Source organism: Pseudoalteromonas sp. 78C3 (assembly GCF_002836695.1).
In the GTDB taxonomy this organism is placed as follows: domain Bacteria; phylum Pseudomonadota; class Gammaproteobacteria; order Enterobacterales; family Alteromonadaceae; genus Pseudoalteromonas; species Pseudoalteromonas arctica.
Genome location: NZ_PJAV01000164.1, coordinates 52,716 through 70,475, shown reverse-complemented (window position 1 = coordinate 70,475; position 17,760 = coordinate 52,716). Strand labels below are relative to the sequence as shown.

The window sequence follows — 17,760 nt, the reverse complement described above, 5'->3', positions numbered from 1 at the left end:
TTCCTTCAGTATCAGCTCTCAACAACCCGGTATTGGGTATTAAGAGTATTGTTATTATTTCTAACAGCCATGCTATCACAATTAATTTTAATTTACAGGCGCAAAACTTTGCGATTTATCAATTTAGCCCTATATAATGGCCTCAGATTGACGAGGAAGTATTTTATGACCGAACATCAAAATGTAGATCACGCAGAAATAGCAAAATTTGAAGCCATCGCTGAGCGTTGGTGGGACCTAGACGGAGAATTCAAACCTCTTCACGAAATTAACCCGTTACGTTTAGACTTTATAGCAAACAAAACGCAAGGCTTATTCGATAAAGAAACACTCGACGTTGGCTGTGGCGGCGGTATTTTAAGCCAAAGCATGGCGCGTATGGGTGCAAAAGTAACTGGCATCGATATGGGCCAAGAACCTTTAACTGTTGCTAAGTTGCACAGTTTAGAAACTGGCGTAAATGTAGATTATATAAAAGTGCCTGCAGAAGAGTTTGCAACACAGTACCCTGAGCGCTTTGATGTAATAACGTGTATGGAAATGCTTGAGCACGTTCCCGACCCAGCATCTATCATTCATGCTGTAGCTGCACTTGCCAAACCAGGCGCGGACGTGTTTTTTTCAACCCTGAACAAAACACCTAAAGCATATTTATACGCGATTGTTGGCGCTGAAAAACTCTTAAAAATGGTGCCTGAAGGTACACACGACCATAAAAAGTTTATAAAGCCTGCACAACTTATTGCATGGGCAGAGCAAGCCGGTTTAAAAGTTCGTGCAAGCACAGGGCTTTCTTATAACCCACTATCAAAGCAATATACGCTCAATAGTGACGTTAGCGTAAATTACATACTTTATTTTGAGAAGTTAGCTTAATGGCTAACTCTCAAGCCCCCCTACCCCTTATTGAGTACGATGCATTTTTATTTGATTTAGACGGCACCCTACTCGACACCGCTGATGATTTAGGTGCCGCTTTAAACGCAGTTCTTATTAGCAATAAAATAGAACCTGTTAGTAGTGATATATACCGTCCTGCGGCATCTAACGGCGCAGGCGCATTATTAGAGGCTGGTTTTAAAGAATTATGGGCTAAACAACCCCAAAGCGAGCTTATAAAGCAATTAGTTGACGAGTACGCCACAAACATAGCAAATCACACACGTTGCTTCAGCGGAGTTGAATCGTTACTTATCGCCCTTGATCAGAAAAAGATCAAATGGGGGATCATGACTAATAAACCAGGGTTTTTAACCGCTCCTTTAGTGGCAGCTATTCCCGCATTAAAAAATGTCAGTGTAGTAATAAGTGGCGACACATTAGCTGAAGCTAAGCCATCACCTTTACCACTGCTACATTGTGCAAAGCTTATGCAGGTAGAACCAAGCCGTTGTTTATACATTGGTGATGCACAGCGTGACATACAAGCAGGCAAAGCGGCAGGTATGCATACCGCAACGGCACTTTGGGGTTACATCCCAAGTATTGATGAAGCCAACAGCTGGAATGCTGATTTTAACTGGCAAAGCCCAATTGATGGTTTTAACCATATATAGTGCTATTTTAATTATCAAACACTATATGCTGTGGTTTTGTTAGCTTTCACACAAAGCTTGCTGATAAAAAAAGCAGTCAGAATTTATTTTTAAAATGCGTAAATTTAGCAGATCACTAATTGATTTTTGCATATTTCAACTTAATTGATTGTTCGAAGGTGAGTCTCTACTAACACAAATGCGTTATCCTAAAGTTATCCACAAACAGGGGCAATTATGTCCCTTGCAAAACAACTCAGACCACATTAAAGTTTTATTAACACTTTGATGGAATTGATATTTCAACTAGGTGGAGGGGCTAACATCATACCCAAGGTTTGAATATGATGTTAGCAAAGACACTTGCTAAAATTTTAGGAAAGCGCCCAAGTGTGGAAGTTTGAGCGTAACTGATTCTTATATTGTCGGCAAGTGACTAACTCAGATTTAGGATAACTAAAGTTGAAACTCAATATTTCTATAGAAATTTCAGAGAGTGTAATAATGATTGTTTTTAAAATTATTACACTGGGTAGTTTGCTCGTAGTATAAATTTAAATGGGCTAATTTTTAGCCCATTTTTATATCTTACATTCCAGTATAACTATATCTGAAAAACTTACCTTGCCTCAATCTTATATATTACAACCATATACCCTGTACAAAAATTCGATTCAACCATATATAGTGCTATGTTAATTAATAAACACTATATATTGTGATTGAGTCAATTTTCACGCAAAGCCTGATGATAAAAAAAGCAGTCAAAATTTATTTTTAAAATACGCAAATTTAGTAGATCATTAGTTGATTTTTGCATATTTCATCTTAAATGATTGTTCGAAGGTGAGTGTCTACTAACACAAAGGCTATATCTCCTCATTATCAGATAATAGACACAATTCTACCTCTTGCAAAACAACTCAGACCACACTATCTTGTGATCATTAAATTGAACAGCACCAGATATTGTGGCCAAATGTTATTCAATTAAATTCTCCAATTTAATTAAATTTATACAAAACGAGTATCTACCTTGCTTCGGCGAGGCATAAACATTGGTCAAAATACATAATTCCCAAGGAATACAGGCAAATCTATGAACCAACAGTTATCTGTAAGCAAACGTGATGGGCGCAAAGAGCCTCTTGATCTGGATAAGATCCATCGCGTTATTGAATGGGCCGCCGAAGGTTTAAGCAACGTTTCGGTTTCGCAAGTTGAATTAAAATCGCACATTCAGTTTTACGACGGTATTCGTACTAAAGACATTCACGAAACCATCATTAAAGCAGCAGCGGATCAGATTTCAAAAGAATCGCCTGATTATCAATACTTAGCTGCACGTTTAGCTGTATTCCATTTACGTAAAAAAGCGTACGGTCAATTTGAGCCACCACGTTTATTTGACCACGTAACAAAAATGGTTGGCGATAAACGCTACGATGCTCACTTATTAGTAGATTACACAGAACAAGAATTAGACGAGCTTGATGCATATCTTGATCATTCTCGCGATCTTAACTTTAGCTACGCGGCTGTAAAACAGCTTGAAGGTAAGTATCTCGTTCAAAACCGTGTATCGGGTGAAATCTACGAAAGTGCACAGTTTTTATATATTTTAGTAGCAGCGAGCTTATTCTCTGACTACCCACGTGAAACACGCGTTTCTTACATTAAGCGCTTTTACGACGCAGTATCGTTATTTAAAATATCTCTACCAACGCCAATTATGTCGGGTGTACGTACACCTACTCGCCAGTTTAGCTCGTGTGTATTAATTGAATGTGGCGACAGCCTTGATTCAATCAATGCAACGTCGTCAGCTATTGTTAAATATGTTTCACAGCGTGCAGGTATTGGTATTAACGCTGGTCGTATTCGTGCGCTAGGTAGCCATATTCGTAACGGCGAAGCGTACCACACAGGTTGTATTCCTTTTTATAAGCACTTTCAAACAGCTGTTAAAAGTTGTTCGCAAGGTGGTGTACGTGGCGGCGCTGCAACATTATTCTACCCGCTTTGGCATTTAGAAGTAGAAAACCTACTTGTACTTAAAAATAACCGTGGTGTAGACGACAACCGTGTTCGTCACCTAGATTACGGCGTACAGTTTAATAAACTAATGTACTCTCGTTTAATTAAAGACGACTACATTACGTTATTTAGCCCATCAGATGTGCCAGGCCTTTACGATGCATTTTTTGAAGATCAAGCTGAGTTTGACGCGCTTTACGTAAAATACGAACAAGACGAATCGATTCGTAAAAAACGCATTAAAGCGATTGAGCTTTTCTCTATGTTTGCGCAAGAGCGTGCAAGTACAGGTCGTATTTATTTACAAAATGTGGATCACTGTAATACACACAGCCCGTTCATTGCTAAAGTTGCGCCTATTCGCCAATCTAACTTATGTTTAGAAATTGCATTGCCAACTAAGCCACTTAATAACGTAAATGACGAAGAAGGCGAAATTGCCCTTTGTACACTGTCTGCGTTTAACTTAGGTGCAATAGAATCACTTGATGAGCTCGAAGAGCTAGCTGAACTTGCAGTACGCGCACTTGATAACTTACTTGATTTCCAAGACTACCCAGTACCGGCTGCTAAAAATGCAACTATGGGTCGTCGAACGTTAGGTATAGGCGTGATTAACTACGCATACTACCTAGCTAAAAACGGTAAACGTTATTCAGATGGCAGCGCAAATGCATTAACACATAAAACCTTTGAAGCGATTCAATACTACTTGATGAAAGCATCAAACGAGCTTGCTAAAGAGCGTGGCGCCTGTCCTAAGTTTAACGAAACAACGTATTCACAAGGCATTATGCCAACAGATACGTACAAACGTGATTTAGATAAAATTTGTGATGAGCCACTTCATCTTGATTGGGATACACTACGTGCAAATATTAAAGAGCACGGTATGCGTAACTCAACACTAAGTGCGTTAATGCCATCAGAAACATCGTCGCAAATCTCTAATGCAACAAATGGTATTGAACCACCACGTGGACATATTAGCGTTAAAGCAAGTAAAGACGGTATTTTAAAGCAAGTTGTTCCTGAGTATGAGCGTTTAAAAGATCAATACGAGCTACTGTGGGACATTCCATCAAACGATGGTTACTTGCAGCTTGTTGGTATAATGCAAAAATTTGTAGACCAAACAATTTCTGCAAATACAAATTATGATCCAAACAAGTTCGAAGGCGGTAAAGTACCTATGCAAGTCTTATTAAAAGACTTACTAAGCGCGTACAAACTAGGTGTTAAAACCTTGTACTACCACAATACTCGTGATGGTGCCTCAGATATGCAAGAAGATACTCCAGAAGTGGAAGATGATGATTGTGAAGGCGGCGCGTGTAAAATATAACTGCTGATTTTTATTTTAAGCGGGCATTTAGCCCGCTTTTTCTGATAGTTTTTTGAGTGATAAACATGTCTTATACTACTTTTAGCCGAAACCATAATAACCAAATGCAAGAGCCAATGTTTTTTGGCCAAACTGTAAACGTATCTCGTTACGACCAACAAAAATACCCAATTTTTGAAAAATTAATCGAGAAGCAACTGTCTTTCTTTTGGCGTCCTGAGGAAGTAGATGTAAGTAAAGACCGTTTAGACTTTCAAGCGTTACCCGATCACGAAAAGCATATATTTTTAAGTAACTTAAAATACCAAACTTTGCTTGATAGCGTACAAGGCCGTTCGCCAAACGTTGCCCTACTCCCTATTGTATCGCTACCAGAGCTTGAAACATGGATAGAAACGTGGGCGTTCAGTGAAACAATTCACAGCCGCTCATACACGCATATTATCCGTAACGTAACACAAGCACCTGAACTTATTTTTGATGACATTGTTAGCAACGATAAAATTAGCGAACGTGCTGATGCCGTAACTAAATACTACGATGACTTAATTAACTCTGTATCGCTTTACAACTTATACGGTGAAGGCAAACACGAGATTAACGGTAAAACTGTTATCGTGAATTTGTTTGAGCTTAAAAAGAAACTTTACCTGGCTATGATGTCGGTAAATATTCTTGAAGCGATTCGCTTTTACGTAAGCTTTGCATGTTCGTTTGCGTTTGCTGAGCGTGAACTAATGGAAGGTAACGCTAAAATCATCAAGCTTATTGCGCGCGATGAAGCACTTCACCTTTCGGGTACTCAGCATATTTTAAACATTATGCAAGACGGTAAAGACGACCCTGAAATGGCGATTGTTGCAGCTCAGTGCCGCGACGAAGCGATTAAAATGTTTGTTGATGCTGCAGAGCAAGAAAAAGAGTGGGCTGAGTATTTATTTAAAGATGGTTCAATGATTGGCTTAAATAAGCATATTTTATGTCAGTACGTTGAATACATTACTAATGCACGTATGACTGCCATTGGCTTGCCAGCACAGTTTGAAAATAACAGTAACCCTATCCCATGGATAAACTCGTGGTTAGTGTCTGATAACGTGCAAGTAGCACCGCAAGAAGCAGAAATTAGCTCATACCTTGTTGGTCAAATAGACTCTCAAGTTGATGCATCAGAATTTGGTGATTTTGATTTATAATGAGTGACAAGTCTACTGCAAGCATAACGCTTGCAGAAAACAGCCAGTGTATAGAATTTACCGCTGGCTGCCCTTCTCTTTTACAGTGCTTAGAATCCATGAAAATAGACGTCGCATTCCAATGCCGTGAAGGTTACTGCGGCGCTTGTAGGGCAACGTTAGTGTCAGGTAGTGTTGAATATAACGAAGAGCCACTTGCGTTTGTGCGCGAAGGCGAAATACTCCTGTGCTGCTGCAAGCCTAATGGCAATGTAAGTATTGATCTGAAATAAAATTAATACTTACATCTATCGTTTATTAAACTTATCAATAGTGTGGAACAAACCGGTAATGCCCGGTAATTTTGTAATCAAAAAGCATATCGCTTTTTTGCGGACCACGCCCTATATTATGCACAATAAGTGGGTTACCCGTATCTTGAGATAACTCATTAATCACCATACCTATATGAGGTAAATTACCTGATAACATCCACGTTACTATATCGCCGGTTTTATAATCACTCACCTTACTGGATTTACTTAATACGTTTGCATGGCGCTCAAAGTAAGCTTGTAAATTTGGTACACGTCGGTGGTCTATATTTCTATCAGGCTTAGCTAAACCCCAAATACGTTTAGATGGATACAGTACAAAGTTTTTTTGCATGTCTTCATGCACGAGTTTCTGTAAGTCGATACCTAACTTTCTGTAACTTCTGATTATAACGTCGGTACATACCCCAATATTTTTAGGCACATCACCACCTGGGTAAGCAATTGAGTGATAAGCCCCATCGTAGGTAATATTGTGTTTTGTTCGCTCGAGTAAGGCTGATACTATACCTTCTTCAAACGTTACAGCTTGTGCATCAATACACATTAAAGTAAAAAAGCATCCTAACGTTTTGTTCATATAAATTCCTTTAAAATTCTGCGCTAATTACAGAGTATGAGTTACATATTTTGGCACATCTATTTTTTTACCACGACTAGCAAATTGATCATCAAGCGCGTATGCCATCTTTTCGAGCGGAGCATGGTGATATCCCTCTCGTTGAATTTCACTAATGTAACGAAGCATAAATGCGTTAGCGCCAAGCTCAAGCCACTGCGCAACATGAACAAGTTCATGAAAATGGACCCTTAAATTAGTAGCGACGTGGGGAAGTATATAATAAGTATTTTTATACGTTATACCCGCCGCGTCCATATCGACAAAATCACCTAGGCCCATTTCTCGCAGACCCGCAAAGTCTGGCTTTGGTATTTGGTCTACAACAACGTAATACGCGTTTTTTAAAAACTCGGTAGGATAAAACCCATAAAATTCATTACTGAATTTATCACAACTCACTTTTTGACTACTGTATTTTAAATTTGTAGCGTCAATCCAATTTTCTATCTGTTCTAGCACAGCTCCTCTCCTAAAGTACAAATGCAACACACCATGTGTAAACCTTAATCTAATATTGTAGTAAGTTTTTTAACCAGCACTTTTAGTATTAACACCTCGCAACTAGCGAAGAAAATAGAACGCATAGAGTATCTAAACAAAAAGCTCTAAATCAAAATTATCATATAAACATAACCAGTCTATAAACAGTAAAAACCTTTTTTATACTTTTTAAAGTGTTATTATTTGTAACTAAAACAGTAACACTTAAAATCATGTATAATTTTACTAATACACTCTTTCGCATGAAAATAATGCGTTTCAGTCCCATTGTCTTACTGGTCATATTAAGTAATACAGCAAATGCTGAAAATATAAAACCGTTCACATCAGATGGCTGTAGTGCTTTTCCGGACGGCACGACAAAAGATAAAAAGTTGTGGCTTGCATGTTGTAAAGCGCACGACTACGCCTACTGGCAAGGTGGCACTTATTGGCAACGTTTAGAAGCAGATAAAGCCTTGCAACAATGTGTTATTGAAGCCGGCGAAACGAGTATAGCGAACCTTATGCTTGCTGGAGTTCGATTTGGTGGCAGCCCTTATATACCATCGACTTTCAGATGGGACTATGGTTGGCCCTATCCTAGGTTATATCAAGCATTAACAGCTGATGAAATTAAGCAAATTGCTGCTTTAAAAACGGTATTAACTCAAACCAATTAACACATTGTGAAAAACTGTGTTATGCAAATAATATCAAAAGGAATTGAATCACTATGCTTATACTGCTAAGTATCATTTTAACTTTGTTTCCAACGGTAATATCTTATTTTGTTTCACGTAATTACGCTAAAAAGGCTAAAGCGACTAATAAAGGTGCTTACATCAGAGCAGTGCTTTGGCCTAGTGTTTTCTCGTGGACACTATTTGCTGCTGTTGGGCACGGCGCAATCATCTTCCCCTTACCTTCAACGTTTGCGGTCGTGTTATATGTGTTTCTATATGACGAACGTGGTATCTATTTTCATCCTCACATATTTTTAAGCCCAACGATTCCAATAGCCGTTTATTTAATAAGCTATTTCAAATACAAAAAAGCGGCCAATAAAGAGCTAACGCCCTAGCCCACTGTTGGCTCATAAGTATCTTGTAAGGTCCAAAGCTGCACTTACTCCTGCTGTACACTTCTTTGCTGTGAAACTACAACGTTATTATCTGAATACAATTGTGTAAATAACGGGTCTGGTAAATTAATAAAGCGTCATTACCAAAAATAACGAGTTTACTTATGCACCCAGATATACAAAAAAATCTTAAAGTAAAACCTGCTCACATCGTCTCATTTATTGTGTTTTTATTAGTTTCAATATCTACGTTTACCGTTCAAGTATATGCCGCTGATGCTGTATGGCCTTCAAAAACCACTTACAAATATGCAAATGTAAACGGTAAAAAGGTATTTTACCGAGAAGCTGGCATCCAGCATAAGCAAACCATTGTGCTTTTACATGGCTATCCGTCGTCTTCACACAGCTACCGAGAATTGATCCCGCTTTTATCAGGTCGTTATCATGTAATTGCACCCGATTATTTAGGCTCAGGATACAGCGAACGCCCAAACCCAGAAACTCAAAAATATACTTTTGAATTACTAGCTCAATACGTTGAAGGGTTACTAACAACGCTTAAAGTAAAGCGCTACAGCCTATATATACAAGACTTTGGAGCACCTGTAGGCTTTAGAATGTTGTTAAATAATCCTAATAAACTTGATGCACTTATTGTACAAAATGGTAATGCGTATTTAGAGGGGCTAACCCTACCGAGGCAAGCATTTTTTAAAGCCGCGAATGAAGATAGTTCGAAAGCTCAGCAAGATAAAATTTATTCGTTCACGTCTGAACAAGCCATTATTAATAAGCAGTATTTACGAGACGTACAAAGTAACCCAGAAGTGATGAGCCCAGATAGCTGGACGCACGATCTTCACTTTTTACAAACCAAATCCGATAGAGTAATTCAAGTTCAATTGCTACGAGATTACTACAACAACCTTCTCGACTATCCAAAGTGGCAAGCTTATTTACGCAAGTACCAACCACCAACGTTAATTGTATGGGGTAAAAACGATCCTGCGTTTATAGCCGCAGGCGCTAAAGCATACTTAAAAGATATACCGAACGCTGAACTGCACTTACTCGATTCAGGGCACTTTAGTGTTGAAGAAAAACCAGTAGAAATTGCAAAGTACATTATCGATTTTATGAATAAGCTAGCTCAATAGTAAGCCTTTTCTTTTGGTTTAGTATTTATAGCGAACATAAAAAAGCGCTGAGGGTATAAACCATCAGCGCTTTATTAAGCTCAAGCTAAATCCACAAAAATCACATTTAATATGGATAAGTTATGCTTTTATGTATTTAACCTTCTTCTTCAATAAGCGACTCTAGTAGGTCGTGTATTTCAGCTTTAAGCTCTTTGTCTTCAATTTTATTGGCGCTGACTTTAGCATTTTGAAGGTTTTTAATAGCTTCATCTTTTTGGCCAAGCTCAAGCTGTAATGTAGCCATTGAAAAAGAAACCGACGACATATGATCTTTGTTATTAATCGCAATCGACTTTTCTAATGCTTTTTCGTAAGTAGTAATTGCCTCTTCTAACTCTTCGGTAAAATCAGCTAAGGTTTCCCATTGTACAGGGTGATCTTTTGAGGTGTTTTCGTTTTCAATACAAATAGCTTTTAATTGAGCAAATAACGACTCAAACTTTTCACGGTTATTTTTGTTAGCCGCCGCCATTAAATCTTCTGCTAGATCATGTACCGCTTTGTATATTTTTGTATTCATCATCACTGGTTATCCTTTAATGCAGCTAAACTCATTTACTCACTCAATTTAGCTAAAATATATCATTACAGTCATTATAAAACGTATTTAAACAACTGATTTATTTAATTTGGTGTATAGCGTAATAATACATTAATAATGAACATCGCGTAGGCGTTAAACACTCTGTGATTAAACTTTATCGAAATTACTCTTGGTAAACTTACACGCTGAATAAACTTGCAACCCAATCCAACGTAAAGATGGTCGTAAACACTTTAAGTGCAATGACAACTGAAAATAATAGGATGATTGCCGCTTTAGCTTTGCTACTTTTAAGATTGTTCCAATACAATAACTTTGCATTAAATTCTGTTTTTAACTTAGTGACAGCCTCTTTCATAATAACGCCCTACTTAGGTATCCGCGCTCAGCAACATTTAACAATCACACAGTTGCTCAAGCGGGGTTTGTAACATTTTTCGCTACCTTTAGAGTAAACCATTAAATAAAGCCTGTACTATATAAAATGTAACAAAGGGTTTTAACTTAAGTTATTGTATCTAACTATTGTTTACACACCCAAAAATTAAAGGATAGGTAAATTCAGTAGAGCGTTAATAATAAATTTGGTGCTACACTAATAACTAACTTAAATTCGTTAACAGTCAACTAAATTAGCCAATTATGAAAGAATGCAACCAGTGTGGTAAATGCTGTATTAAATATGGCGGCGGCGATTTAAGCGCAACGAAAGAGGAAATAGATTTATGGGAGCTCTTTAACCCCGAAATTTATGAATATGTTAAAAACAACGAAATTTGGTTTGACCCAAAAACAGGCTTAAGACTTCAAGTGTGCCCATTTTTAGAAATTGCGCCTAAAAAAGATCCTCTCGCTAAAAATATGTATACCTGCAGTATTTACCTCGACCGCCCAGAAGACTGCCGCCACTACCCTAGCCTTATTTCAGAGATGATCCGCGACGAATGCGAAATGATTGAATCTGTAGATATAACAAATCAGACAAGAGCGCAGCATAAACTAGATGCGATAATGATAGATAGCCGCTATTAAATACATAGATTTACCGGCTAGCGCTATGAGTTCTTCGGTCAAATAGATAAGTTTTCTATTCACAAACCTATTATTTGAATTTTTATAATATTGGCTTAATCGTCATTTTTAGATTATTCATCGCAAAATACAAAGTTATACTATAACATTGTTGATTCGTTAATTTTGTGGTGTTATATTATATCACAACATAATAACCACGAACCAATATATCCATGACAAAGTTAACATTAATCTCCTCTGCTATTTTTTCTGTTTTATGTTCTCAATCAGCTTTGGCTGCAACCGTTACTGGTAAAGTAATGGATGATAAAAATCAACCAATTAAAAATGCCTCTATCCATGTCCATGGCAAAAACCAAAGCGTTAAAAGTAATGATTTAGGCGAGTTTGCTATCGATATAGATGCAAACAGCCAATTACATATTAGTAAAGACAACTACATAGACTCTCGTATTACTGTTACCGAATCTTCAAATAATCTGTCTGTGTCACTTAAACCAACATCGGTTGAAACAGTGGTTGTTTATGCCTCTGCACTTCATAAGAACAGCCTAGAAATGATATCGCCAGTAAGCGTGCTCTCAGGTGATGAATTAAGAAATAAATCTAAACCAACACTTGGAGAAACTCTTAAAGGTTTACCAGGCGTAAATGCAAGTTACTTTGGCCCTGTATCATCAAGCCCAATTATTCGTGGTTTAGATGGCCCTCGCGTTAAAATCACACAAAATGGATTAGATGCCAGCGATGCGTCGCGTATTGGCCCAGACCACGCGACATCAAGCGACAGCCTAGCGGCAGAACAAATTGAAGTGTTGCGCGGTCCAAGTACCCTACTTTATGGCTCTGGTGCAATTGGTGGCGTTGTAAACGTGGTTGATAACCGTATTCCTACTAGCAACATCGACGAGCTTACAGGCGCTGCTGAATACAGCCACGATACGGTGTCAAATTCAAACACCGTAGCTGCAAAACTTGAAACAGGTAATGAAGGCTTTAACTTTCATTTTGATGGTACTAAGCGCAGCGGCGATGATTACCAAACACCTACCTTTACTATTGCCGACGATGATGGCGATGTTGAAACTGAAAGATCGGTAGAAAATACTTTTATTGATAGCGAAACACTTAACTTTGGTACCAGCTATGTTGGCGATCACTTAACGATTGGTTTTTCTTACGGTAGCATTGATACTGATTACGGTATTCCTGGGCATGAGCATCATCACGATCACGAAGGTGAAACTGAAGAAGAGCATGCAGAACATGAAGATGAAGCTGCTGAAGAACCAGTTTATGCACATTTAGAGCAAGATCGCTGGCAAGGGCTTGTAAGTTACGCACTGCATAATAACTGGATTGAAACCATCAATCTACGTGTTGGCTATACTGATTACTTGCACAGCGAAATTGAAGATGGCGAAATTGGTACTACTTTTAAAAATAAAACGACTGAAGCACGTTTAAATGTAGAGCATAAGTTTGCTGATTGGCACGGAATGATGGGCTATCACTACAGCGATTCTGACTACGATGCAATTGGTGAAGAAGCATTTACACCCGCGAGTGTAACTACAACTAACGCATTATATTTACTAGAAGAGCGTGAATTTGGCGACGTGACAATAGAGCTTGGTGCACGTGTAGAAGATTACAAAATTGAAAGCCAAATCACGGCACACGAACATAGCCACGATGAAGTAGAAATAGATCATAGCGACGAAGAGACCATTGGGTATAATGAAAGCTTTACCAATTTAAGCGCCTCTGCCGGTGCCATTTGGCAATACAGGCCGGGTCATAGTATTGCAACAAGTATTTCTCATTCAGAACGAGCACCACTTTCGGCAGAGCTTTTATCAAACGGTTTACACATTGCAACTGGCACTTATGAGCTAGGTCTTGGTTACAGCATTGAAGATAATGAAGCGCATTTTGAGCCTGAAAATATTAAGCAAGAAACCTCAACAAACCTAGATTTGAGCTTTAGACGTTTTAGCGGAGACTTTGGTTACACCGTTAACTTTTTCTATAACGATATTAAAAACTTTTATTTCCAAGAAAATACGGGTTTAGTTTACGATGAAGAAGATGGTTTAGAATCAGCTATTGGTGCACATGACGATGCTGTTGCGGTTTATCAGTTTACAAGTAAAGACGCAGAGCTTTATGGAATTGAATTTGACGCACATTACCAAGTAGCCCCAAGCGCTATGGTTAAAGTATTTGGTGACTCAACTCGTGCAAAACTAAAAGACGACGAAGGCAACTTACCGCGTATTCCTGCCAATAAATTAGGCTCTGAGTTACAGTACGATTTAGGTGACTTACAATTAACACTGACGGGTACTCATTACTTTGATCAAAACGATGTAACTGCATTTGAAACAAAAACGGACGGCTATACGTTATTTGATGCACAAGCTAATTACCAATTAGGTTTAGGCGGTGTAGATGCACAGCTGTATATAAACGTGGATAACATTACTGATGAGTTAGGCTTTGTGCATAGCTCATTTATTAAAGATAAAGCCCCACTACCAGGCAGAAACTTCCGCTTTGGTGTTCGTGGTTATTTTTAATAATTAAAGATAGTTTTTAGTTTATATATTTACAAACCGCATTTTATTAATGCGGTTTTTTTATTTTTAAAATATATAATATCAATACGCAATAATACTTAATCGATTTGAAGGATCAAACCTGACGCTAACTGCGTTAAGAATTTCTGATATACGACTGCATGGATGCAGGAGGTAGAGCAATGCAAGAGCAATTAGTGATAACAACTAAACAACGAAATTTTCACCTTGTTATCGACACAATTTTCTTAGCGAAAAACAGATAACTTAATTAAGAGAATTGGTATAAAACTCTTAAATTACAAACACAAAAAAGCCGTATTCAAATTGAATACGGCTTTTTACACTTTTAAATTAAAATTTATTTAATTTAATTTAAGAAATGATTTCGTGTAGCTCAACGTCAAATACAAGCGTTGAGAAAGGTGCGATTGCAGCACCTGCGCCACGTTCACCATAAGCAAGCTCATGAGGAACGTAGATACGCCATTTAGTACCTACAGGCATCATTTGTAATGCTTCAGTCCAGCCTTTGATCACGCCACCAACTGGAAATTCAGCTGGTTGACCGCGCTCGTATGAGCTATCAAACACAGTACCGTTAATAAGTGTACCGTGGTAATCAACACGTACTGTAGACTCAGCTGTTGGCTTTTCGCCTTCGCCAGTTGCTAGTACTTCGTATTGAAGACCAGACTCAGTTACTGTGATTTCAGGACGTTTTGCGTTTTCTTCTAAGAATGAAATACCTTCTGCAGAAAGTACTTTAGACTCTTCTTCACGACGAGCTTGAATCTCTTCGTTGATTTTTTCAAATGCAGCTTGGATCTCAGGGATCTCAACTTGAAATGCGCTACCAGCGTACGCATCTTTCATGCCTTCAAATACTGAATTTAGGTTTAAGCCTTCAAAAGGATTAGACTTAAGTTGCTCACCCATTTGTAAGCCAATACCGTAACTTGCTTTTTCAGCATCTGTAGTAAAATTATCTGACATAATGTGTTTTTCACGTTTTGTTAGTTAAAAGACGCGACTATGCTATCACAAAATAAACCGCGTTTGGGGCTAGTTTTTGCTGAGTTTTAGCTTAATTAGGCCAACAATATAACTACAAAGCGGCAAACTGAATAAAATTCCAACAAGTAGAGGCATTGTTAGTAATCCTGATTCGCCAAACAGTAAAAATGGCACTACAAGCAGCCCTATACAACCAATAAAAACAGAGCCAATAACTGGCCAATGCTTATCGTATTTGGTAATAAGATGGGCAGCTAAAACATTAAAACCAACACCATAAATTAAACCGGTAATTAATGGATACTCTGGTTGAGCGTCTATAGCCATTTTTACTAATAAGCTAATAGCACTTTGATAGCAGTAACCAAATACCGTCCATAATAAAAGATGTTTTATTAATTTCTGCGAGGTTGGTAGGTTTGTTGCTTTAGTCATTTAGAAACTCCACAAAGCAAAAAACCGCCCATAAGGCGGTTTTTTTAAATAATGGTGGAGAGATAGGGATTTGAACCCTAGATGGGCTATAAACCCATGCCGGTTTTCAAGACCGGTGCATTCGACCACTCTGCCATCTCTCCGCACGGCGCGAATAATATGGCTAAATACATAACTTGTAAAGAGCTAAATAGAAATTAATATAAAATATTAACATATTGGATAAAATAGACCCACTTTGTTCTTTTGTTAAGCTCTTCACTTTAATAAAAGTGTAGTTAATGGACTAAAGTTAAACACATTAATAATATTGTTTAGGTCTACGTGCAATCCAAGAGCAGATTAAACAAGCCAATATACTCAGTGCAGTAAAGGTAACGCCTTGAAAAATTAAATCGAATCGATTTAAATCATCACTTGGTACTACAACAAACATAAAAGCTGGTAGCACACTAAGCGATAAAACGTAGCAACATACTTTAAATGCACGCCCAAAGTCGAAACGTTTGGACTGGTGCATCCACCATGTTAACAACACAAGCATACCCATCGCTGAACCGGCTATAAAGTGTGATGCATTTGTGCTCATTGCAACATACAGTGTTACAAAAGCACCAATGATTCCCCAAATTGACCATGCTAGCCAATTCTCTTTTTCACGTAAAAATAAATTTCCCATAGTTTTCGTCTTCTTTATCGTTATTTTTATTAAGACTTTCCATAATGTATCAAAAAACAACCGATTAAAAAACAAACTGAAGAAGATTTAGTAAATTTAGTGCTTCCAAGCGCTTCTTACAGCCAAGTCATTAACTTTTAAATAATACTCTTTGTAACCTTAATGAATTATGACTACGTAAGTTGCGCAAAGTTCATACTATTTCACAAATTACTAAAATAGTGTTCCGGCTTATGGCGAGGCGACTTTTTACAATCGACTTCGGGTGTACCTATATATAAATACCCTACTATTTCATCTTGCTCATGTAAGTTAAGCGCTTTTTTAACCGCGCTACTTTGAGCAAAGTAGCCTGTGCGCCAAACACCGCCTAACCCTTGGGCAAATGCAGCTTGTTGCATCGCTAATACACTACAGCCTGCGCTTTGTACTTGTTCTATTCTAGGAACTTTTGGGTGTTCTTGATATTTAGCAATTGCTATTACAATCATAGGCGCACGAAGGGGAAGCTCTTTAGCACGGTTAATTACTTTTTCTTCTTGTTGCTCTGCCACTGCACTTTGATGGTAAATTTCACCCAGTTTATTGCGTGCATCACCTTGAGCAACAATGAACTGCCACGGTGCTATACAGCCATGATCAGGAACACGTAATGCTGCTTGCTTAATTATGTCGAGCTGCTCAGGCGTAGGGCCCGGCTCTGTTAGTTTAGAGTCTGATTGGCGGGTAAGTAAAAGCTCGATAGCGTTCATAACGATTCCTCAAAATTCAAAACGCTAGAGTAACATTTAAACCCTTAAAAAATAAATACCGAGAAATTAAAATGCAAAACGGCCGCAAAGGGTCAACTATGCGGCCGTTAGTAAAGCAGATTAAATACGTTATTCTTTTACAATATTTCGCCTTAACCAGTAATCTATACTAACAAAACGCCCACCGCCCATAAAAAACAAACTAAGAAGCATAGCAAAATAAATTGCCGAAAATTCTATACCGTTATTTAAAATAGACGGCTTGCCCTTTTCGTATAGATAATCAGGAAACCCGTGTTCTTCAACTAAGCCACGAATTTTACCTATTCGGTCTTGTACTTCTAGTGAGTTTTCAAGGCTTTCTTTAGCGCCCGGAATTGATAACCAATCGAGCACTTGCGCAGCACTTGTTTCTGGGTTAGTTGGTGCTATTGCAAACCAACCATTATGCCAATGCACTGAGGTTGCAGCGACAACCATTGTGAACATAAGTGGGATACTGACCAAGCGAGTTAAAAGGCCAAGTAATAAAAACCAACCTCCTAAAAATTCACTCCAACCAGCTAAAAAGGCTAGTAAGTCAGGAAACGGTAATCCTAAACCCCATTCATTATTACCAAACCATTGAACTACATCTGGAGATGCTAAAAAATTATCAAAGAAACCTTCTGTCTCACCGCTTATAGCAAGTTTGTTATAACCTGCAATGATCATAACAGGGGCTAAAATCAAGCGAAATAGCAATGCAGGTAAACCATCTAAAAATGATAGTTTACCCAATATTGCATCATAAAGATTGGTTAGTTTATTCATGCGTATCCTGTGTGTTCACTGTTTATTAAGTTATAGACTATAAACAGCAAAGACCGCATGAATTGATAAACTATTTCAATTTATTTAC

19 protein-coding genes and 1 tRNA gene are annotated in these 17,760 nt (G+C 38.0%); 10 read left to right on the top strand and 10 right to left on the bottom strand.

Going from position 1 to position 17,760, the window contains the following annotated elements:
- The first annotated feature begins 165 nt into the window (after positions 1–165).
- From ubiG to yfaE, 5 genes are all read left to right on the top strand, one after another.
- Positions 166–876, top strand: a complete 711-nt coding sequence (gene ubiG / locus CXF76_RS14875) for a bifunctional 2-polyprenyl-6-hydroxyphenol methylase/3-demethylubiquinol 3-O-methyltransferase UbiG (RefSeq protein WP_008171708.1) — start codon at positions 166–168, stop codon at positions 874–876.
- Positions 876–1,556, top strand: a complete 681-nt coding sequence (locus tag CXF76_RS14870; protein ID WP_101164054.1) for an HAD family hydrolase — start codon at positions 876–878, stop codon at positions 1,554–1,556. The genes ubiG and CXF76_RS14870 overlap by 1 nt, the downstream gene beginning before the upstream one ends.
- 1,078 nt (positions 1,557–2,634) lie before the next feature.
- Complete coding sequence (nrdA, locus tag CXF76_RS14865) at positions 2,635–4,917, top strand: class 1a ribonucleoside-diphosphate reductase subunit alpha (RefSeq protein ID WP_010552863.1); 2,283 nt, start codon at positions 2,635–2,637, stop codon at positions 4,915–4,917.
- Positions 4,918–4,982: 65 nt separating this feature from the next.
- Positions 4,983–6,113: a class Ia ribonucleoside-diphosphate reductase subunit beta gene (nrdB, locus tag CXF76_RS14860; protein ID WP_007583038.1), complete on the top strand. Its 1,131-nt coding sequence runs from the start codon at positions 4,983–4,985 to the stop codon at positions 6,111–6,113.
- Entirely contained in the window at positions 6,113–6,385 is a 273-nt protein-coding gene (yfaE, locus tag CXF76_RS14855; RefSeq protein ID WP_024590148.1) for a class I ribonucleotide reductase maintenance protein YfaE, read from the top strand. The genes nrdB and yfaE overlap by 1 nt, the downstream gene beginning before the upstream one ends.
- Before the next feature lie 34 nt (positions 6,386–6,419).
- Here yfaE and CXF76_RS14850 read toward each other — a convergent pair whose 3' ends face one another.
- Together CXF76_RS14850 and CXF76_RS14845 are read right to left on the bottom strand one after the other, a co-directional pair.
- Positions 6,420–6,974 carry a DUF1287 domain-containing protein gene (locus tag CXF76_RS14850; protein WP_407072743.1) on the bottom strand — a complete coding sequence of 185 codons (555 nt, stop codon included), beginning with the start codon at positions 6,972–6,974 and terminating at the stop codon, positions 6,420–6,422.
- A 60-nt stretch (positions 6,975–7,034) separates the two neighbouring features.
- The gene (locus CXF76_RS14845; RefSeq protein ID WP_024590146.1) at positions 7,035–7,508 is read right to left on the bottom strand and encodes a hypothetical protein; all 474 of its coding nucleotides are present in this window, start codon (positions 7,506–7,508) and stop codon (positions 7,035–7,037) included.
- A 293-nt stretch (positions 7,509–7,801) separates the two neighbouring features.
- On the opposite strand from CXF76_RS14845, the gene CXF76_RS14840 reads away from it, so the two are divergent.
- The 3 genes from CXF76_RS14840 to CXF76_RS14830 all read left to right on the top strand — a co-directional run bounded on the left by CXF76_RS14840 (position 7,802) and on the right by CXF76_RS14830 (position 9,773).
- Positions 7,802–8,212, top strand: a complete 411-nt coding sequence (locus CXF76_RS14840; protein ID WP_024590145.1) for a hypothetical protein — start codon at positions 7,802–7,804, stop codon at positions 8,210–8,212.
- Between the two features lie 53 nt (positions 8,213–8,265).
- A complete protein-coding gene (locus tag CXF76_RS14835) occupies positions 8,266–8,613 on the top strand; it encodes a hypothetical protein (RefSeq protein ID WP_024590144.1) in 348 nt (115 codons plus the stop codon).
- Between the two features lie 164 nt (positions 8,614–8,777).
- On the top strand, positions 8,778–9,773 hold the full coding sequence (locus CXF76_RS14830; protein ID WP_101164053.1) for an alpha/beta fold hydrolase: 996 nt from the start codon (positions 8,778–8,780) through the stop codon (positions 9,771–9,773).
- A 136-nt stretch (positions 9,774–9,909) separates the two neighbouring features.
- On the opposite strand, the gene CXF76_RS14825 is transcribed toward CXF76_RS14830, so the two are convergent.
- Together CXF76_RS14825 and CXF76_RS14820 are read right to left on the bottom strand one after the other, a co-directional pair.
- Positions 9,910–10,338, bottom strand: coding sequence for a hypothetical protein (locus tag CXF76_RS14825; RefSeq protein WP_024590143.1), 429 nt, complete (start codon positions 10,336–10,338; stop codon positions 9,910–9,912).
- 199 nt (positions 10,339–10,537) lie between these two features.
- Positions 10,538–10,717, bottom strand: coding sequence for a hypothetical protein (locus tag CXF76_RS14820; RefSeq protein WP_024590142.1), 180 nt, complete (start codon positions 10,715–10,717; stop codon positions 10,538–10,540).
- Positions 10,718–11,001: 284 nt separating this feature from the next.
- Here CXF76_RS14820 and CXF76_RS14815 point away from each other — a divergent pair, with 284 nt between their 5' ends.
- Both CXF76_RS14815 and CXF76_RS14810 read left to right on the top strand, forming a co-directional pair.
- Positions 11,002–11,391 (top strand): YkgJ family cysteine cluster protein, encoded by a 390-nt coding sequence (locus tag CXF76_RS14815; protein WP_024590141.1) that lies wholly within the window; start codon positions 11,002–11,004, stop codon positions 11,389–11,391.
- A gap of 215 nt (positions 11,392–11,606) precedes the next feature.
- The gene (locus CXF76_RS14810) at positions 11,607–13,976 is read left to right on the top strand and encodes a TonB-dependent receptor (protein ID WP_101164052.1); all 2,370 of its coding nucleotides are present in this window, start codon (positions 11,607–11,609) and stop codon (positions 13,974–13,976) included.
- 375 nt (positions 13,977–14,351) lie between these two features.
- Here CXF76_RS14810 and CXF76_RS14805 read toward each other — a convergent pair whose 3' ends face one another.
- The 6 genes from CXF76_RS14805 to CXF76_RS14780 all read right to left on the bottom strand — a co-directional run bounded on the left by CXF76_RS14805 (position 14,352) and on the right by CXF76_RS14780 (position 17,672).
- Positions 14,352–14,972 (bottom strand): FKBP-type peptidyl-prolyl cis-trans isomerase, encoded by a 621-nt coding sequence (locus tag CXF76_RS14805; protein WP_007586200.1) that lies wholly within the window; start codon positions 14,970–14,972, stop codon positions 14,352–14,354.
- 69 nt (positions 14,973–15,041) lie between these two features.
- The gene (locus tag CXF76_RS14800) at positions 15,042–15,428 is read right to left on the bottom strand and encodes a hypothetical protein (RefSeq protein WP_024590139.1); all 387 of its coding nucleotides are present in this window, start codon (positions 15,426–15,428) and stop codon (positions 15,042–15,044) included.
- 52 nt (positions 15,429–15,480) lie between these two features.
- Positions 15,481–15,571, bottom strand: a tRNA-Ser gene (locus CXF76_RS14795).
- A gap of 158 nt (positions 15,572–15,729) precedes the next feature.
- Positions 15,730–16,107, bottom strand: a complete 378-nt coding sequence (locus tag CXF76_RS14790; protein ID WP_007582705.1) for a hypothetical protein — start codon at positions 16,105–16,107, stop codon at positions 15,730–15,732.
- Between the two features lie 203 nt (positions 16,108–16,310).
- On the bottom strand, positions 16,311–16,859 hold the full coding sequence (locus CXF76_RS14785) for an NAD(P)H nitroreductase (protein WP_024590138.1): 549 nt from the start codon (positions 16,857–16,859) through the stop codon (positions 16,311–16,313).
- Positions 16,860–16,988: 129 nt separating this feature from the next.
- A complete protein-coding gene (locus CXF76_RS14780; protein ID WP_007582701.1) occupies positions 16,989–17,672 on the bottom strand; it encodes an HvfX family Cu-binding RiPP maturation protein in 684 nt (227 codons plus the stop codon).
- Positions 17,673–17,760 lie beyond the last annotated feature (88 nt).

Coding starts and splice junctions, on each gene's coding strand:
- ubiG (WP_008171708.1), top strand. CDS start 166: ATGACCGAACATCAAAATGTAGATCACGCAGAAATAGCAAAATTTGAA.
- CXF76_RS14870 (WP_101164054.1), top strand. CDS start 876: ATGGCTAACTCTCAAGCCCCCCTACCCCTTATTGAGTACGATGCATTT.
- nrdA (WP_010552863.1), top strand. CDS start 2,635: ATGAACCAACAGTTATCTGTAAGCAAACGTGATGGGCGCAAAGAGCCT.
- nrdB (WP_007583038.1), top strand. CDS start 4,983: ATGTCTTATACTACTTTTAGCCGAAACCATAATAACCAAATGCAAGAG.
- yfaE (WP_024590148.1), top strand. CDS start 6,113: ATGAGTGACAAGTCTACTGCAAGCATAACGCTTGCAGAAAACAGCCAG.
- CXF76_RS14850 (WP_407072743.1), bottom strand. CDS start 6,974: ATGTGTATTGATGCACAAGCTGTAACGTTTGAAGAAGGTATAGTATCA.
- CXF76_RS14840 (WP_024590145.1), top strand. CDS start 7,802: ATGCGTTTCAGTCCCATTGTCTTACTGGTCATATTAAGTAATACAGCA.
- CXF76_RS14835 (WP_024590144.1), top strand. CDS start 8,266: ATGCTTATACTGCTAAGTATCATTTTAACTTTGTTTCCAACGGTAATA.
- CXF76_RS14830 (WP_101164053.1), top strand. CDS start 8,778: ATGCACCCAGATATACAAAAAAATCTTAAAGTAAAACCTGCTCACATC.
- CXF76_RS14825 (WP_024590143.1), bottom strand. CDS start 10,338: ATGATGAATACAAAAATATACAAAGCGGTACATGATCTAGCAGAAGAT.
- CXF76_RS14820 (WP_024590142.1), bottom strand. CDS start 10,717: ATGAAAGAGGCTGTCACTAAGTTAAAAACAGAATTTAATGCAAAGTTA.
- CXF76_RS14815 (WP_024590141.1), top strand. CDS start 11,002: ATGAAAGAATGCAACCAGTGTGGTAAATGCTGTATTAAATATGGCGGC.
- CXF76_RS14810 (WP_101164052.1), top strand. CDS start 11,607: ATGACAAAGTTAACATTAATCTCCTCTGCTATTTTTTCTGTTTTATGT.
- CXF76_RS14805 (WP_007586200.1), bottom strand. CDS start 14,972: ATGTCAGATAATTTTACTACAGATGCTGAAAAAGCAAGTTACGGTATT.
- CXF76_RS14800 (WP_024590139.1), bottom strand. CDS start 15,428: ATGACTAAAGCAACAAACCTACCAACCTCGCAGAAATTAATAAAACAT.
- CXF76_RS14790 (WP_007582705.1), bottom strand. CDS start 16,107: ATGGGAAATTTATTTTTACGTGAAAAAGAGAATTGGCTAGCATGGTCA.
- CXF76_RS14785 (WP_024590138.1), bottom strand. CDS start 16,859: ATGAACGCTATCGAGCTTTTACTTACCCGCCAATCAGACTCTAAACTA.
- CXF76_RS14780 (WP_007582701.1), bottom strand. CDS start 17,672: ATGAATAAACTAACCAATCTTTATGATGCAATATTGGGTAAACTATCA.